The sequence below is a fragment of the Reichenbachiella sp. MSK19-1 genome, assembly GCF_003590315.1.
GTDB classification, from domain to species: Bacteria; Bacteroidota; Bacteroidia; order Cytophagales; family Cyclobacteriaceae; genus Reichenbachiella; species Reichenbachiella agariperforans.
Window position 1 is genome coordinate 1 of the sequence record NZ_MIER01000019.1, and the last position, 16,220, is coordinate 16,220.

At 39.5% G+C, this 16,220-nt stretch carries 14 protein-coding genes; 2 read left to right on the plus strand and 12 right to left on the minus strand.

Translation table 11 applies throughout. The features are described from left to right. Positions 1 to 1,984 (minus strand): PKD domain-containing protein (locus BGP76_RS17245; protein WP_119845614.1); only part of this gene is annotated, 1,984 nt, incomplete at its 3' end. 31 nt (positions 1,985 to 2,015) lie between these two features. On the opposite strand from BGP76_RS17245, the gene BGP76_RS17250 reads away from it, so the two are divergent. Next, positions 2,016 to 3,434: an HTTM domain-containing protein gene (locus BGP76_RS17250; RefSeq protein WP_119845615.1), complete on the plus strand. Its 1,419-nt coding sequence runs from the start codon at positions 2,016 to 2,018 to the stop codon at positions 3,432 to 3,434. Here BGP76_RS17250 and BGP76_RS17255 read toward each other — a convergent pair. From BGP76_RS17255 to BGP76_RS17270, 4 genes are read right to left on the minus strand one after another with little or no spacing between them, the layout of a single operon-like run. Next, positions 3,431 to 4,066: a NeuD/PglB/VioB family sugar acetyltransferase gene (locus BGP76_RS17255; protein ID WP_119845616.1), complete on the minus strand. Its 636-nt coding sequence runs from the start codon at positions 4,064 to 4,066 to the stop codon at positions 3,431 to 3,433. The two genes, BGP76_RS17250 and BGP76_RS17255, sit on opposite strands and share 4 nt — an antisense overlap. After that, entirely contained in the window at positions 4,063 to 4,710 is a 648-nt protein-coding gene (locus BGP76_RS17260; RefSeq protein ID WP_119845617.1) for an HAD family hydrolase, read from the minus strand. Before BGP76_RS17260 ends, BGP76_RS17255 begins: the two co-directional genes overlap by 4 nt. A 2-nt stretch (positions 4,711 to 4,712) precedes the next feature. After that, a complete protein-coding gene (locus BGP76_RS17265) occupies positions 4,713 to 5,687 on the minus strand; it encodes an ATP-grasp domain-containing protein (protein ID WP_119845618.1) in 975 nt (324 codons plus the stop codon). Continuing rightward, on the minus strand, positions 5,684 to 6,511 hold the full coding sequence (locus BGP76_RS17270; RefSeq protein WP_147407509.1) for an NAD(P)-dependent oxidoreductase: 828 nt from the start codon (positions 6,509 to 6,511) through the stop codon (positions 5,684 to 5,686). The genes BGP76_RS17265 and BGP76_RS17270 overlap by 4 nt, the downstream gene beginning before the upstream one ends. A 24-nt stretch (positions 6,512 to 6,535) precedes the next feature. Between BGP76_RS17270 and rffA the strand changes: the two genes are divergently transcribed. Next, entirely contained in the window at positions 6,536 to 7,660 is a 1,125-nt protein-coding gene (gene rffA, locus BGP76_RS17275; RefSeq protein ID WP_185146858.1) for a dTDP-4-amino-4,6-dideoxygalactose transaminase, read from the plus strand. Between the two features lie 2 nt (positions 7,661 to 7,662). On the opposite strand, the gene BGP76_RS17280 is transcribed toward rffA, so the two are convergent. The 7 genes from BGP76_RS17280 to BGP76_RS17310 all read right to left on the minus strand — a co-directional run bounded on the left by BGP76_RS17280 (position 7,663) and on the right by BGP76_RS17310 (position 15,895). After that, entirely contained in the window at positions 7,663 to 8,775 is a 1,113-nt protein-coding gene (locus BGP76_RS17280; protein ID WP_119845620.1) for a TDP-N-acetylfucosamine:lipid II N-acetylfucosaminyltransferase, read from the minus strand. Further along, the gene (locus BGP76_RS17285; protein WP_119845621.1) at positions 8,765 to 10,216 is read right to left on the minus strand and encodes an MOP flippase family protein; all 1,452 of its coding nucleotides are present in this window, start codon (positions 10,214 to 10,216) and stop codon (positions 8,765 to 8,767) included. Before BGP76_RS17285 ends, BGP76_RS17280 begins: the two co-directional genes overlap by 11 nt. Positions 10,217 to 10,295: 79 nt before the next feature. After that, the gene (locus tag BGP76_RS17290) at positions 10,296 to 11,597 is read right to left on the minus strand and encodes a hypothetical protein (protein ID WP_119845622.1); all 1,302 of its coding nucleotides are present in this window, start codon (positions 11,595 to 11,597) and stop codon (positions 10,296 to 10,298) included. Positions 11,598 to 11,613: 16 nt separating this feature from the next. Continuing rightward, positions 11,614 to 12,831: a glycosyltransferase gene (locus BGP76_RS17295; protein ID WP_119845623.1), complete on the minus strand. Its 1,218-nt coding sequence runs from the start codon at positions 12,829 to 12,831 to the stop codon at positions 11,614 to 11,616. Further along, the gene (locus BGP76_RS17300) at positions 12,828 to 13,649 is read right to left on the minus strand and encodes a glycosyltransferase family 2 protein (protein WP_119845624.1); all 822 of its coding nucleotides are present in this window, start codon (positions 13,647 to 13,649) and stop codon (positions 12,828 to 12,830) included. Before BGP76_RS17300 ends, BGP76_RS17295 begins: the two co-directional genes overlap by 4 nt. Further along, positions 13,642 to 14,817 (minus strand): glycosyltransferase family 1 protein, encoded by a 1,176-nt coding sequence (locus BGP76_RS17305; protein ID WP_119845625.1) that lies wholly within the window; start codon positions 14,815 to 14,817, stop codon positions 13,642 to 13,644. Before BGP76_RS17305 ends, BGP76_RS17300 begins: the two co-directional genes overlap by 8 nt. Then, positions 14,810 to 15,895, minus strand: a complete 1,086-nt coding sequence (locus BGP76_RS17310; protein WP_119845626.1) for a glycosyltransferase — start codon at positions 15,893 to 15,895, stop codon at positions 14,810 to 14,812. Before BGP76_RS17310 ends, BGP76_RS17305 begins: the two co-directional genes overlap by 8 nt. Between the last annotated feature and the right edge of the window lie 325 nt (positions 15,896 to 16,220).

The following is a 16,220-nucleotide window of genomic DNA, read 5'->3' on the forward strand; positions in this document are numbered from 1 at the left end:
CATCGGAGACTGTGATGGATTGCAAGCTGGCGTTTTGGCACCCCCCATCATTAGCGACCGTTAATGTAATGTCATATTCTCCAGTAGCAGCATAGAGGTGAGTAGGGTTTTGGTCAGTGCTGGTAGGGGTTCCGTCTCCAAAATTCCAAGAGTAGCTCGTGATGTTATTGCCCGTTGTTTGGTCTGTGAATTGTATGTCTTTGCCAAAGCAGTTGTTGGTATAGTCGAAGCTTACATTCGGTCCTTCGCTAATGGTGATATTTTCAGAATATGTATCGGTGCTACACCCCGGTATTGTGGCTGTTAGTGTAATGGTTTTATCACCAGGAGTAGCGAAAGCATAGGTTGGGTTTTTGTTTGTAGAGGTAGCCTCTCCATTAAAATCCCATAGGTAGGAGACAATGTCTTCTATTCCTGTGTCATTGGTATCATTGGTGAACGTGAAGTCTGTAAAACTACAATTATCGGAGGAACTGTAATTGTAGTTTGCAGTTGGCGTATCGTCTACAACCCTAACTGTTTTGATTAGTTCGCTGCTGCAGCCGTCTTCTCGTGTGGCTGTCAAGGTGACAGAGTAGTCCCCCGCAGTAGTATAAGTATGATCTGTAGTAGCCCCTGTTGATAGTGGTGAGCCGTCTCCAAAATTCCAACTCCAATTTGTAATCGTATTGCTAGAGCTACCTGCAAAAGAGATTGAGGAATTGACACAGTGCCCCGTACTATTGAATTCTACCGTAGGCCCGTCATCTATAGTGATAGTCTTGGAGCTAAAAGAGATTTGTCCATTTGCATCAATAGATTTTAGTTGGACAGTGTATCCCCCCTCTTCTTCATAAGAAAAAGTAGGGGTGGTTAGCGTTGATGTTAGACTGGATTGGGAGGATTGATTAGGGAAATCAATGCGGTAGAGTGCATTTGTGGCTGTATTTACTCCAAAAGCATACCATTTCGATTCATCCTCGATTAATGTAAAAGCATGGAGTCTGTCTAGCGTGGAATAACTACCCAAGTCTTCTGAGTCAACTAAGCTAATGTTGTTTTCAGTACCTAAATCGAATCGGTAGATGTGGCCATTTCGTGATGAAACGATGGCTATGTATTTTCCTCCTTCTCGTTCTATGTTGGTTCGGATTGGATTGCTCCCTCCTAGGAGCGTACTGTTAGCGAGGACGCTTGTTGTCGGGTTAGAAAATAGATCTGGACCAAAGTCTAGTTTCAATACTGCCTTGTTTGTAAAACCATTGACTATTCCGTGCCAATTTCCGCATTCATAAAAAACGTCTAAACCAATAATGTCAGTTAATCCACTGATCGCTGTAGTTGTGAAGATTTCATCGGAAGTAGGCGTATTGGTTATGCTATTGCCAAAAGGGATAAATGAGATCGTTTCACTAGAGAAATTTGTTAAAGTCACAATCAAACTATCTGAAGATTGAACGAGGTTCATGGTGCTATTGATAGCCCCTGCAGTGACTAGGCCAGTAGCTGTGAGGTTATCCGAGGCTAATGACGAACCAAAATCAATTCTAGAGAGGGTAGAGCTACCACTGTTTAGTACTAATGCATACCAGTTGCCTGCCTCTTGGTATAATTGAAAGCCCTCTGGTGTGCTTAGTCCAGTGATGGTAAGTGCACTAACTGTGGGGGTAGAAGAGAGGTCTGTTCCAAAATCAAGCCTTATTATTTTGCTGTTCCCCCTACTACTGACGAAACCGTACCAGTTGCCCCCATCTGACGCTATTTCTATATTCGTAGGAGTAGAGCTGCCAATATTATCTATGACCGAATATACAAGAGGGGTATTGGATAAGTCTCCTGCGTCAAAGTCCCAGTGATAAGTAATTGCATCTGTAGAGTTGTTCGATAAGGAAACAGAGTTATTTTTACAACGAAGAGGATCAAGGCTAAATTCTGATACTGGACACTGCCCATAAGAGAACAGAATGGGTATTAGATTTATACAGACTAGAAAGATATATTTCATATAAAAAAAGTACTGACAAAAGTAACGCTAAATGATGAAGAAAATTATTGAAGACTTATTAAAACCTGTAAGTGGGGATGGGTTGGGTGTGTTCCGGTTTTTTTTTAATATGGTGTTACTTTTTGAGGTAATTCATTTGTTGCGATTTCGGCATCTGATTTTTGATGAAATCCCATATATGAGCTTTGGGGTTGATTTTTTACCAGCACTGCTAGTTTGGATCGTTGTGGTTGTATGCTTAATGGTTGGCTTTCAGAGTAAGTTGAGTTCTTTGTTGAACTATGTTTTTGCCTTAGTCTTTTTTTCTTCGTTGAAGGATTTTGAATATCATATGCATTATGCATTTGTTGGAATGAGTTTTTTGCAAGTATTATTCCCCATGTCTAATAGCTTTTCTATTGATTCACTGATGAGTTTGCCAAGAAATAGAGCACTTAAATGGCATTATTTTGTATTGATATTTTTTGGACTAGGTGTGGTGTATATAGATTCTGTAGTTTACAAGCTTACGAGCCCAATGTGGTTAAGTGGTTTGGGCGTTTGGCTTCCCTCATCTTTACCTTTTGTAGCAAGTACTGATTTTTCAGGCTTACTAGATCATGAATTATTAGTGAAGTTTCTTGGGTGGTTTACAATATTCTTTGAATTTGTTTTCTGCTTTATTTTTTGGAGAAAAAAGCTGCGATTAATTACATTGATTTTTGGTGTAGTACTTCATCTGGGGATACTTTTTGCTTTTCCAATTCCCTATTTCGCCATGGGTGCAGTTGCCTTTTATTTACTGCTTGTTCCATTGAGCTTTTGGAGTAACCTTTCAAAACTTTGGAATAGCTCTGTGAGAGTGTCATTTATTAAGTATGAGGTTTTTGATCCGAAGATGATTTCGATTATTTGGAAGCCCATTGTTAGTGTACTGTTGGTGTCTCAATTAGTAGTAACAATAAATTCTTTTATTCAAAGAGGACTTGTCAAAAGCGACGTGCTTAAGTGGGGGACATCATTGGTAGAAGGTTACTCACGGCCATTTTTTGGGATTACAAATCATGGCGTTTTTATGGATAGCCATTTTAACCAGTATCAGCATGTGGTGGCAATTAGAGATACTGAATCAAATACATTTTTGCCTATAATAACTGAAGCGGGAATGCCAGGAGATTACCTGAATGGGAACATCTGGGTTAACTGGACATTTCGAGCGTGCGGGGCTCAAGTAAAGGATTATAAATTGAAATCTTCAATTGTTAGATATGTGATGTTTTGGATACACTCTGAAGGTATGTCTAAATTGACTTTGAATTTGGACATAGTGGTGAAGAAAATAGATGCCCCAAAAGGATGGGAAAAGGGATTTCTTCATAAACAAATGAATTCCCCATGGATCAAAGCGGGAGAGGTTTTTTATGACAATGGGGCGATGACAGTTGAGCTAGATGATATTGAATCAATCTAACGGTGCTCTACTCGGCGGGCAGGATTTCCTACATATAGTCCTGATACTTCGGTTGATTCGATAAGTACGGTTCCTCCACCAGTTTGAGTTTGATTACAGAGGGTTAGGTTGTCGATGATTGTAGTGTTAATCCCGATGAAACATTTCCGTCCCACAGTGACAAAACCAGCCATCGCAACGCAAGGACCTAAAAAGCTATGGTCTCCCACCATAGAATCATGAGAGATGTTGACTGATGTGTTGAGTAGTACATTGTCTCCAATACTTGACCCAAAATCTATAGTGCAATTGGCGAAAATGACAATTCCTTGTCCGAGTGTTACGGTTTTGTCTATGTACACAGAAGGATGAATAACATTGTGAAAAGGGATGTCATTGCGGAATTTCTGAAATAAGTTTGCTCTAAAATTCATGTGTTTGTAGCCTACTGCAATCACTAAATGCGTAAACCCTCCCTTATTGTAGTCGTCTAGAATACTGTCCGTCCTCCCTAGGATAGGATAATCTGTTGATTGAGAGCCCAATTGAGCAAAATCATCATAGTAACCAGCTATGGTTTCGTTAGTACATACTATGTTTTTGGCAATGAGCTGGCCTAAGTCCCCTGCTCCTATAATCGCTATTTTCTTCATGTGGTTATGTTGATTAATTCGGAAAGGGTTTTTATTCTCCGTTTAGGATAGCTTGGGTACGTATCATCTCTATCTAAGAGTATAGTAGTCATGCCTGCGTTAGCTCCTGGTAGGGTGTCTAGTTTAATAGAGTCACCGACAAATGCTATTTCTTTACGAGTATATTGAGGAAGGTTGTCACAAGCTATGTCGAAAATCTTAGGGTTTGGTTTAGAAATATTATAATCACCAGACACGATTTTTTGGTCAAATTGCACGTCAAAAAAAGAAGCCAATTTGGATTTCAGAGAAGTGTCCCAGTTGGATAGGATACCTACAGGGATATTTAATTGGTTGAGGATGTCTACATCAGGGAATGTTTCCCATTTAAGTCCTACACATGCATCGTGTATTTCTTCTAGTAGGCTTGAGCTTGAAGGGATCCCAAGAGATAGTAGTAGTTTGTGGTTAAAATCATCATAGAATTCCCGCGATGTTTTAATGGGGAAGTCGATGATTTCACTTAGTAGTTTGTGGCGTTGTTGCAGTAGATTTTTGTCGACGGAGTAGTGGTGCGTTCGTAAAACTTGTTGGATATTGTTCCAAAGCTGTGGTTTGTGTAGCAACGTGTTTGCCACGTCAAAGTAGATGAACTTTATCTGCATATCTAGTTTTGGTAGAAATGATCGGTGTTGTTATTGATCTCATCAATAGATGAAAAGTCAGGGTATACGACATCTTTGATTAAGCGAACCGCCACTCCTTTGGTTATTTTCTTTTGGTTAACAGGACTGATTCCAAACAAGTGCTCATTTATCCCCATCTCGACATCATTGAACCCTAATTGTGAACGAATAGAGTTGGTTCCAGAGTATCTGCCATTAATCTCGAAGGGAACTATTCTCCCCTCAGAAGTGACTCTGGATTGAATGTTAAGCGGCCCGACTAGTGCTATAGCAGAATTAATTTGATGACAAATGGATGAAATTTGATCGTCATATTGGTGGTTTACCCAGCATTTTTGGGTGGCTCCAGATTCTAATACCCGTTCGAATGTAAGAGGGCCGATAATTTTTTTATCCTTGGTGACATAGATTGCAGAGGTTAGCTCTATACCTTGAATGTACTCTTGGATCATATAGTCTTGACCAAGATTTTTTGGTTTTTTTGGATTAACAACAATCCCTCTTGAACCTCTTCCTTTCCTTGGTTTTGCGATGATGTCATTGGTATAGCTTGTTTCGAAAGTTTCTGGCGTCCAACTGTTTGCAAACGGAATACCTAGAGTTTTAAATTTTTCCCAAGTCAAGTATTTGTCCAAGAAGGTTCTAGCTGTATCAAAAGGGTTACCAAGTATAGTCGGCAAGTCTTTGGCAAATTCGGCCAAATGGTAGACTTCAAAATCTGTGGTGGGTATTATTAAGTCAATTTTTTCACCCAAACATATAGCCTTAATAGAAGGGATGTAATCTTTAGTATAAGCGTATGGGACTTTGTACACTTTGTTACATAGGTGATTACCCGCCGTATTTTGATTGATGTCAGCACCGATTATTATTAAATTCTGATGGAGATTAGTCGTATTCATCAATACTCCCTGCCCGACATTACCTCCTATGCCTGTTATTAATATTTTTTTCACGCGCTTTGATTCTTGTTCATTTCGGCTATTCCTTCTTCAATGGAGACCAATTTATTTATTTTTAAGATTGATTTCGTCTTATGGTTATTATAAGTGTAGGAAGTGCCTTCATTTTTATGCTTGAGGAAATCGATATTCGAACCGAACAGGCGTGCTGTAATATGAGCGAGTGATTTGTTCGAAACGGGTGTTCCATTGACACCTAGATAAATCCCATTGGGGGCATCTAATAGAGATTCTAGGTAGTCAAGCGCATCTTCAATATATAGGTAGTCCTGAAGCCTCTCCCCTTCCCCATAGACAGAGATGACATTTCCTTGGAGAGATTGTGCTATGTATCTTGGAATGATTGAATTTGGTCGCATACCTGTGCCATAGAGAGAAGAAAAACGTATGATTTTGAATTGATTTAATTTCGTAACTAGCTCTTCGGTTTGAAATTTAGATTTGGCATATTCGGAAGTGAAGTTAGCAGCAGTACTTTCGGATATGAGCTCGATACAGTTTTCATAAACGCTGACAGACGAGCTATATATCCAGTGAGTATTTGGGTATAATGAGATGAGCTTTCTTGTTGTTTCGACGTTAGTCGAGGATTGAGAATCATTTGTTGGCAAGGCAGGTATAAAAGCGCCTAGGTGAAAAATTACATCAAAGTCAATTGAACATTTTTGTATCGATTCATAGTTGTATAGAGGAGTATCTGTAGGTATATTGTCTTGATTCTGGTGAATCAGCGCAGAAACATTTTTACCTTTACTTTTTAGTCTGCGAAGCAAGTGAGACCCTAAAAAGCCATTTGCACCAGTTATTAATATTTTCATTTTATTTTGAGGCTTAATCCTATTATGATTCCATTCAATCAACCTTATCTCACAGGCAAAGAAACTGAATATTTGATAAAAGCAGTTGCGTCAAAAAAAATATCAGGCAATGGACTTTATACTAAAAAGTGTCACACTTTTTTTCAGGATACTTATGGTTTTGGAAAGTGCTTGCTAACGAGCAGTTGTACCGATGCACTGGAGATGAGTGCGCTATTGGTGGGGATTCAATTAGGGGATGAGGTTATCATGCCTACTTATACTTTCGTCTCTACTGCCAATGCTTTTATCCTCAGAGGAGCAGAGGTCAAGTTTGCAGATTCGGGTAAGGATCATCCCAATATTGACCCTAAATCAATCGAGCGTTTGATTACAGAGAGAACCAAAGCCATTGTGATTGTACATTATGCAGGGATGGCCTGTGATATTGAGGCGATCTTAGCAATTTGTGAGAAGCATGGTTTGTATCTAATAGAGGATGCTGCGCAAGCCATTGACGCCACTTACAAGGGCAAACCTTTAGGTTCCTTTGGTGATTTGTCTACTTTTAGTTTTCATGAAACCAAGAATATTATTGCTGGTGAAGGGGGGCTGTTAGTTGTAAATAATCCAGAGCTGGCTGATAGAGCAGAAATTATTTGGGAGAAGGGAACCAATCGGTCTGCCTTTAGTCGTGGCGAGATTAATAAGTATGGGTGGGTAGATGTAGGGTCATCATTTTTGCCCTCGGAGGTTACGGCGGCATTTTTATATGCGCAGTTAGAGAATCTCAAAGATATTCAACGTAGAAGGCTTGAAATATGGACAACCTATCAAGAGCAACTTGAGCCATTGGAGGATAGTGGGGAGATTTTGCTGCCAAAAGTACCGCATGGTTCAAGCAACAATGCACATGTTTTTTATTTATTGACCAAGTCTGTAGTAGAAAGGGATGAACTTATTGCTTTCCTCAGATCAAAAGAAGTACATGCTGTATTTCATTACTTATGTTTACACAAAAGCGAATTTTATTTAAAAGAGCACCTGTTGGTAAATCTGCCGAATGCTGTTGGTTTTGAAGATAGACTGGTCAGGCTCCCGTTATTCTACGAACTGAAGGATTCGGAGGTAGACTATATATGCGAGATGATTCGTAGTTATTTTCAATAGTCCTATTGAACCAAAGATAGATACCCTGCATCTATTTTTGATTGGCTCATTTGTGTACCTAGTATCTCTTGATTTTTGAAACAATTAGGTTGATACATTTGATCGACTTCTTCTTCTAAAAACACATCGATCCCCCATGACTTGTAGGTCTGGTATAGCGTGTTAGATTCTCGCATGATGACTTTTGCTCCCGTCCATAGCAGACTAAGCGTATTGCCAGCTCCTTTTTGATAATTGTGTAGAGCCAAACCTATATGTACGGAGGTAAGTAGTTCGTTGTACTCTTCGATTGGGAGGTGAGTTAGCAAAGGGTAAAACTGGTCACCAAATAGCTCTTGACCTTTTTGCAACACAGTATTTCCATAGTCTGGTCTAAAGCCATAAGTCATAGGGCATACAATCCTGTCATACTCTAATTTGTTTTTGATAATGTAATCAAACGCATCCAAGTGATTGTTGGCCGGATCTCCACTATGACCGACCAAGATTGACTTTGCGTTTTCTTTCTTCCTTAGGTTGGTGTCTATGAGCATATCTATGGAGTAGTAGGCAAAATAGCAGTATTGTGGATTTATTGTGTATGCTTTTTTAATCTTAAGCCAATCGTTTTCTACCCAAGTTGCACAGGTGTTGATACGGGGAAGCCCAAGTTCTAAGTATTGACGATCTGTTTTTTCTCTAGTTAGCCATCTTTTTAACTTTTTTAGCTTTCGAGTTATAGGGTGGCTAGAAGAAGGTTGAAGTAGTTCTTTTGTTTTTGCCGAATGGATGGAGCTTCTCATTTTGGGAAGTAGGTAGCCGTCATTACCCCAGAACACCCAAGTGACCTCTACGGATGGAGGAAGCGTCAATATGAATTTGGCCCATGCAGCAGTGTAGTAGTGGATGATCACTTTTTGGAGCGAGGGTAATTCTTCTACAAAGGCTCGAAATTGGATCGAGTTAGGCTTGAAGCCAATGATTTGTTTGGATTTGATTTTTTTTGGTGTCAGCCTGTCTTCTCCTACGTCTACCAAATAATATTGATTCTTTACCCCTAACCGATTCAATGAGGAAACTACATAGTCATAGTTGTGTGAATCTGACCCTAAGTGGAGCACAGTTTTATTGTCCATGACTTATACTTTTAAATATAGAGACATATTCTTTCCATATTTTTTTATTGAACAGGAAGGAGAGTGTTAAGTAAGTGAATATCCCTATGAGAGGGAGAGAAAGGCTTCTAATGAGCAGTTGGTCTCCTAGGTCTATGGTGTGGTTTTTTATCACAAAGACAGTCGAAACCATCACAAGTGTGATCAATAGATTGAGACTGAAAGCTTTAATGGGTTCAAAAAAGTGTAGACCCACCAATCGGCTCGTAAAGTACAGTTCTGGCATAAAAGCAATCAAACTCGAGATTGTATAGCTAATTGCGATTCCCAGTGGACCATATTGAAGACCAAGAATTATGGAGCCAATCATAAACAGCCTAGACAAAACAGAAACTTTGAGCGATAGGAAAGTTTTCCCTTTGATCAAATAGTAGTTACCTGCTAGTGAGGCCATGGGTTGGAAAGCACCTGTAATACAGAGTATCTGTAGATAGGGGATCGCTGGACGCCACTGATCGCCATATACGATCATGATTGCCTCCTCGGCTAACACAGATAGACCAAACATGGCTGGAAATGTAATAGCCGACACCAGCGAGATAGATTTTAGATAAGTTCTTTTTAGAATAGCATCATCGTTGACTTTAGACAGAGTAGGGAACATAACCCTAGAGAGTACTTTGGTTATGTTGCTCATGGGCAATACCATGAGTTGATAAGATTTGTTGTAATACCCCAAGGTAGAAGCGTTGAAATATTTACCAATTAAGATGTTGTCGAGGTTTCTAAGTCCATACCCCAGAATTCCGTCTAAGAATATAGGCCAGCCAAAACTAAAGAAAGGCTTGAGTACTGACCAATTGAATGCAAAAGATAGTTTGTATCGTGATACATACCAACTGAGTCCTAACCCAACCAATGAGCTAGTGATCATTTTGAAGGCGAGAGCCAATACTCCATAGCCTTGATATGCGGCGAATATCGCAACTCCATTGGAGAGAACCATGGAGATTGTATTCATTTTGAAAATAGCTCTGAATTGTAGTTCCTTTTGAATCAAGGTACTTGGGATGGAACTAACACCTTGTATGAGATACACCACAGAGACCAAGCGAAGTAGATAAGGCAGACTCTCTTTGTTGAAAAAAGTACCGATATAGCCACTACTGATGTATAGTGTCAATGAAAATACAAGACCGATACCTGCAGTGAGCCAAAATAAAGATGTGATTGCAAGAGGGCTCGGTTTTTTTTTATGAATGAGCGCCGAACCAAAACCCATATTCTTTAAGCTATTGAATAGGTTGAGTGTAGTAAATACGACTGCAAACAACCCAAAATCATCGGGTGCCAAGAGACGACTCAGTATGGCAGTCACGATAAGATCAACCAACTGTAGTAGGATTTGGCTACCAAAGGTCCATTTGATGCCTGAGAGAGCGACTGATTTGATTGATGTCAAGCTATGCTAATTTATTTTGCGAATGAGACAGAGGTAGTACATTATAGGAGAAGTAAATTTAGCTCAAGACTATGTTACTCTATTCATGTAGTAAGGAGTTCATAATATGCTCAGCCATCTTCTTTACCTGACTTTCTCTAGAATATTGATCGATGGTCTTTTGATTACCATTGTAGTTCAGCTTTCCATTTTTTTTCCATTCTTTGTAGGTAGTCATGAGTAGGTTACAAACTTCCTCTGAAGAATTACAAATATAACCTGTCTTAGTCTCTCTCATCATCTCTCCAACTACACTATGATCGTCTGGAGTCATGAGGATGTTTTTCTTACTGCCGATGTAGTCAAATATTTTCCCCAAGTGTGTGCCAGGGGAGTCAGGAAGACCAGGGAATAGTAGTAATTGACATTGTGCGATTTCTAGGGCCAGTGAGGTTTTAGGTATCCTTTGGGTTACCTCACAGTACTCAGTAGATAATATGGAATGTATTCTTTCTTTTGCTTGGAACATAAAGCCACTGATTTGATTGGGCAATGCGTGATCTCTGTCTCCTCCTATGAACTTCACCTTGAAATTCGAAGGTTTTTCTTGTTCGATGAATTGCTTACAACCATCTAGGAAGATGTCTAGTTTTTGATGCTCATATAATGATCCCCCGTGGATGATTGTAAATTCGTCTCTGTTCTTGATAGTGGGAAGACCTTCGAACAGTTCGGGATCAAACCCATTGTGGATGACTACTCCCTTTGTAGAAGTGAGTTCGTTGAGTTTATTTTTCCAATCTTCACTCGTGATAGAGAAAAAAGAAGCTTTGGATAGCCATTTTTTCCAATAGAATTTGGTGATCATGTCCTGTATCCTTTCAGTGAGGTTGGGTTGGTAGTTTTTGTGAATGATACGATTGTGCCATAGGTCTCTAAAATCTAAGATGTATGGGGTTTTGAATTTTTCATGTAACGTATGGCATAGCATTAGATGGTGATGAGGTGAGAAAATTCCCATCATATAGTCAAAGTGATTGTTTGACATGATCTCATTGCAGTGTTTCAAATAGGATTTGTAATTCCCTATCATTCTAGGATTATTATCTAGATATCCATTAGCCCATTTAAGAAGGATTCCTATTTTATTTAAGATAGGTGTTTTTTCAATTTGGATTCTCCATTTTGGGGTTAATTCTAACCCTTTAGGGACTCTAATGACTTGGCCGTAGGCGTGCTTTTCATTTCTTATTTCTTTACTTTCAGGAGCTCCCCAGTCATGTGTAACCAGAGTTGGTTCTATGCCGAATTTGTGAAAATGTTTTAAATAAGCATTGGCTCGATAGGAGGCGATGACATTAAAGGGTAAGGCATGATAGGAAAATATGATTATTTTTTTCATGGATTAGTCATCAGGCTTATTTGAAGGTAGTTAGTAATAGGCGATCTACTCTTTCTTTAGATCTATAATCCAGCCCTATTTGTCTACATTTTTCTCTAAGCGAACCTTTATTGGATGTTAAAATTTGATTAATTCTAGGGTGTGCTTTGCGGATTTCATCGCGAGAAAAATGATCAAGAACTACACCGACTCCATGATCTCTAGCATAATCATCATCTTCGGAAACCCCCTGACAGGTGATGTATGGTAAGCCACATAGTAGGTACTCTGCGACTTTGGTAGGAGATCTGAATTTTTGTGAAGGAGAGGGGGGGACGGCACTAATACCTATGTCGGCTGCTGAGATGTATTCTTTTACTTCTTCATCAGTCAAGCGTGATGTAATGGAGTAGTTGGCCATAGGGATGCCGTATTTGTCAGCCCATAATTTAAGCAATTCATGATCGAACGAACTAACCACTAATAAAAAGGCATTCTGATTGTGGTTTAAAATTTCAGAAAACACCTCGAATAATTCTTCTTGATAGTATAACCCGCCAAATTTACCTAGATACAAAAATACGACTTTGTTTTCAATATCATATAGAGTTCGGATTTTGCTACGCCCGTCTTCTCTGAAGAAGAATTTATCTGGATCTACCGCCGTAGGAGCTCTGTGTAATGTGGCTTTAGATTTATACTCTTTTAGCAAATTAACGCCATGTTTTGTTCCTGTTAGTACTACATGAGCATAAATGCCAGCTTGTTTTTCTAGCCAACTGAGAACTTTGTATTTCAAGTCTTTTTCTTTCCATAGTCCAAGTTCCTTCATGAATTCACTGTGAGGCTCGTAAGAATAAACAACCAACTTCATATGGAGTAATTTTGATAACATAATAGAGTATGCAGCTGCTACATTGGCAAAGGCAAATATGTATGTTGGGCGATGAGTGATCTTGATTTTAGAAACTACCAGAATAGTTTGAACCGCATCAACGGCTTTTTTTAGCAGTAGCCATTTGCCAGTATGAAATTTTTGAGGATGCCAATGGATGTTGTGTTGTAGTAATAGTTGCTGCTCCTCTTCCGTTTCCAGAGGTGATAAATGGTACTCTGATTGTTCAAAAGTAACTAAGTCAAATCTATAGTTGCCCTTTTGCTTCAGTGTTTTGACATAGGACAGCAGTAGGTTTTGAAATAACGGGTCTTTGTAGCTATTATAAATGAAGATCAATATGTGGGTGGGCTTTTTCATTTAGCAGCTAATATTTTAAAGATACTCATAAAACCACTGATAAAGTCACGGCCATCGAATGTATGTGATAGGAACATTATCTTTGCAATTTTCAATTTTAGAAAGGATAGCCTCCAATTCTTAATTTTTAAGGATCTATTTATTTTTTGTATCAATTTGATGTATCCTTTTTCAAGACCTTTGAGATTCTTCATGGCTGAACCTGGCCTTTGGCGGTAAAGTAAAATTGTTTCATTGGTATAGCTGTATAGACCTCCTTCACAAATAGTCAAATAGAAATAGAGATCTTCTGCATGGGTCATCTGTGTGTCAAATCTATATATTCGGTTTGGTTGTAACTTTATCATCCAAGTATTGCCAAATAAACACTCTGCATTGAGTCTTAGCAACTCGTTATAGGGGTATCCTTTAAAAGAAGGACTATATTTTTTATCAATCATTTTTAGGTTTTGATCAACATACTGAACTGCCCCGTCTACAAATTGCAATTGAGGGTTGTTGTTAAATATTTGGAGACGTGAGCTCAGAGAGTTTTTTGGCATAATATCGTCAGCATCTAAAAAGCATAAGAATTCGCCCTTAACTTCTTCTAATCCCTTGTTCCTCGCAAATCCAACACCTTTCTTGCCTTCATAAAAGTACTTGATTCTAGGATCTTTGGCTTTCAGTATTTCTGTTTCAGAGCCATCAGTACTGGCGTTGTTAATAACCAAAAGCTCCCAATGGCTATAACTTTGATTAAGTACAGATTGGATAGTTTCGGCTATATAGGACTCAGCATTGTGTACCGGAGTAATGATCGAGATTAGACTAGGCATGAGGAAAGAGGGGAGTAATTATGGAGGTCTCTAATACTTGATCAATGTTTTGTTCCCATGATCGAGCCGCTTTGTAGGCATTTTTTCCTATTTGTTTATAATCTATCTCTCGGCGATCTACATTATGCAATATTTCGACTAGATCGGAAAAATTAGGTTTGCAAAAGATGATATTTTCATTTGGGACGAAAGGAGCAAGATGGTCTACATGACTAATGTCTTGCTTAATACCACATCTGCCCATTTGCATGATTTCTAAATCTCTAAAACACATTTCGCCATAGCCTACAGGAGAGATGATAGATTTGAATTTGCTGAAATCATATAAATATTGGATTCTATTTTTCTTCTTTTTTAAGAGTTTGTGGGCTTCAAGCTCTTCCTTATGTTTCTTAACTTGCTCTGGGCACAGGCTCTGTTCTAACCCAGCCATGCTTTCAAGTACTCTAAATACACCGTAATCTCCGTCAATGTGGTTGTCGTGTAGAAGATGTAATAGTTCCAGTCGTTGAATATGTCCAAGATCACCTAAAAATGAGGTGAGTTGATTAGCAAAGCGATATTTCATTAGTACAGATGCCTGTTTAAACATCTGGTCGACTATGTTTCTGCTTTGTGTAGTCCAATACCCTAAAGTAGGATTATGTTTTCTTAAGCGCCTTTTTACTTCTGGTACGATTCCAACTTGACAGGGGAAACTAAGCTTTATTTTGTCTAATTGCTCGTGGGTGTATATGTGATTTTTCTTTGTTTCTTTATTCGTCCAGTTGACCCCAGGGTAGTCACAGCCGACTTTCCAGTTATACAGATCTTTATCCTTATATACACCATTTACCTTTAGTACAGTCTCAAATAGATCGACTATTGATGGAGGTACGCTTAGGTCAAAAGAATCCCACCCGTCAATGAGTACTAGCTTTTTGCATTTTTTTTCTAATGCTTTTATAACCTCTTTTTCTTTTCCATTAGGAACTAAATATCGTAAAGGATGGCTGCCGATAAAAATAATATCAAAATCCTCTGCTGGCTCGAGTTGGTAAGGGTTGACACCCGAAGAGAATAGATTTGCTGTATCATGAAATCCGAAAAAATCGAGTTTTGGACACGCTAGTAAAGTGTCGTATGCCCAAAATCCTTGACGGTGTGTGATTATACAAGATTTATACATTTGCTATAATAATTTCTATTCTTTCGATTTGCTTCTCATAAGTGTTGTCTCTCGCGATGGCTTTGCGTTTTTCTTGCCACATGTCATTGTTCCATTTTTTGGCGTGACGGATGCAGTCACTTATTTTTTTTGCAAACGCCGTATTACTTTTACTCATGGAAATCAATGGTACTTGATACTCCGCAAAGGTGGCGGTCTGTGTGGCAGCTATTATCTTTCCTGTGCCGAGATACTCCATCATTTTGTGGGGATTGGCTTGATCATCGTGATGCTTTTCTTGGTAGCAGATGGTTAGGATGTCTGCTGCGGCATAGTAGGCGGGGAGTTCGTCAGCAGGGACTTTGCCCAAAAAGTATGTTCTTTCGTGGTGGAGTAGGTCAGTCAGGTATTTCCAGGTTGGATTTTGGTTGGATTGTTCTTTGACCAAGGGGCCTAGGAAGATGAAGTCTGCTTGGGAGTTTTGGATGATAGCCTCATACATGTGTTGCCAATCCAAATAGGGCATGTTGAGATTGCCTGCATAGAGCACCTTGGTGGCGTGCGCACCTGGTAGCGTTTTGGGACTGGGTGAGGTCTTGGCATTGTAGCCATGGTTGATGAAGTGAGTGTTGGGATTGAACTGCGAAAGGCGGTCACCGATATGTTGGGTGGTGTAGAAACATATATCAGCAGTACGAGCGGCTTTGGCGGTTTCGAAATCCTGATTCAAATCGACGATATGCGAAATGTTGTAGGTGTCTAGCAGGGTAAAGTCAAAGAATACCGAATTGTCAAAAGACCAGATGAGATCAAATGTCAGGTCACAGTGTTTTTCGATTTGTTTCAACTTGTGACGAATGAGTCGCTGACTCACCCAAGCCGGGAGTATTCTCAGTCCCTTGACGAATTTGGGATAATCCAACACCTGTAAGCCTGCAACACCAGAGTCCTTCAACTGCCAGCGGTCCCCGGCCGGGTTGGCAAACACTACTCGGTTGCCCCGCTCCGCGAGGTGTCGTGCATAATGATGCTTCGACACGAAGATATGATCCCAAGGTTCGGGAGAGATCAGTAGGATGTTTTGGTCTCTGAGTTTCATCAAGCTGCAAGATAAATATTACTTGGTGATTCAAACTTTACAAAAGTTCCAAACTTTGGGAAAATTAGCCTTGGTTGTTTTTGTCATTACCCATTTTTCTTCTCGTCATAGCCCGACGTGAGATCAGGCTATCTCTATCGGCGAGTTCAGGTGTTGGCTCTTTTGTCTTTCTGCGATTAGTAGGAGATAGACCTTGTCAGGCAATGATGATTGTGAAAAACGGTACAATTTCAAAAAGGGTGTACAACCTTTAGTCAAAGGGTGTACATGGTTTGCCCTTTGGTTGCGCAACCTCGGAGGGTTTGTCGTACACCCTTTACCCTTT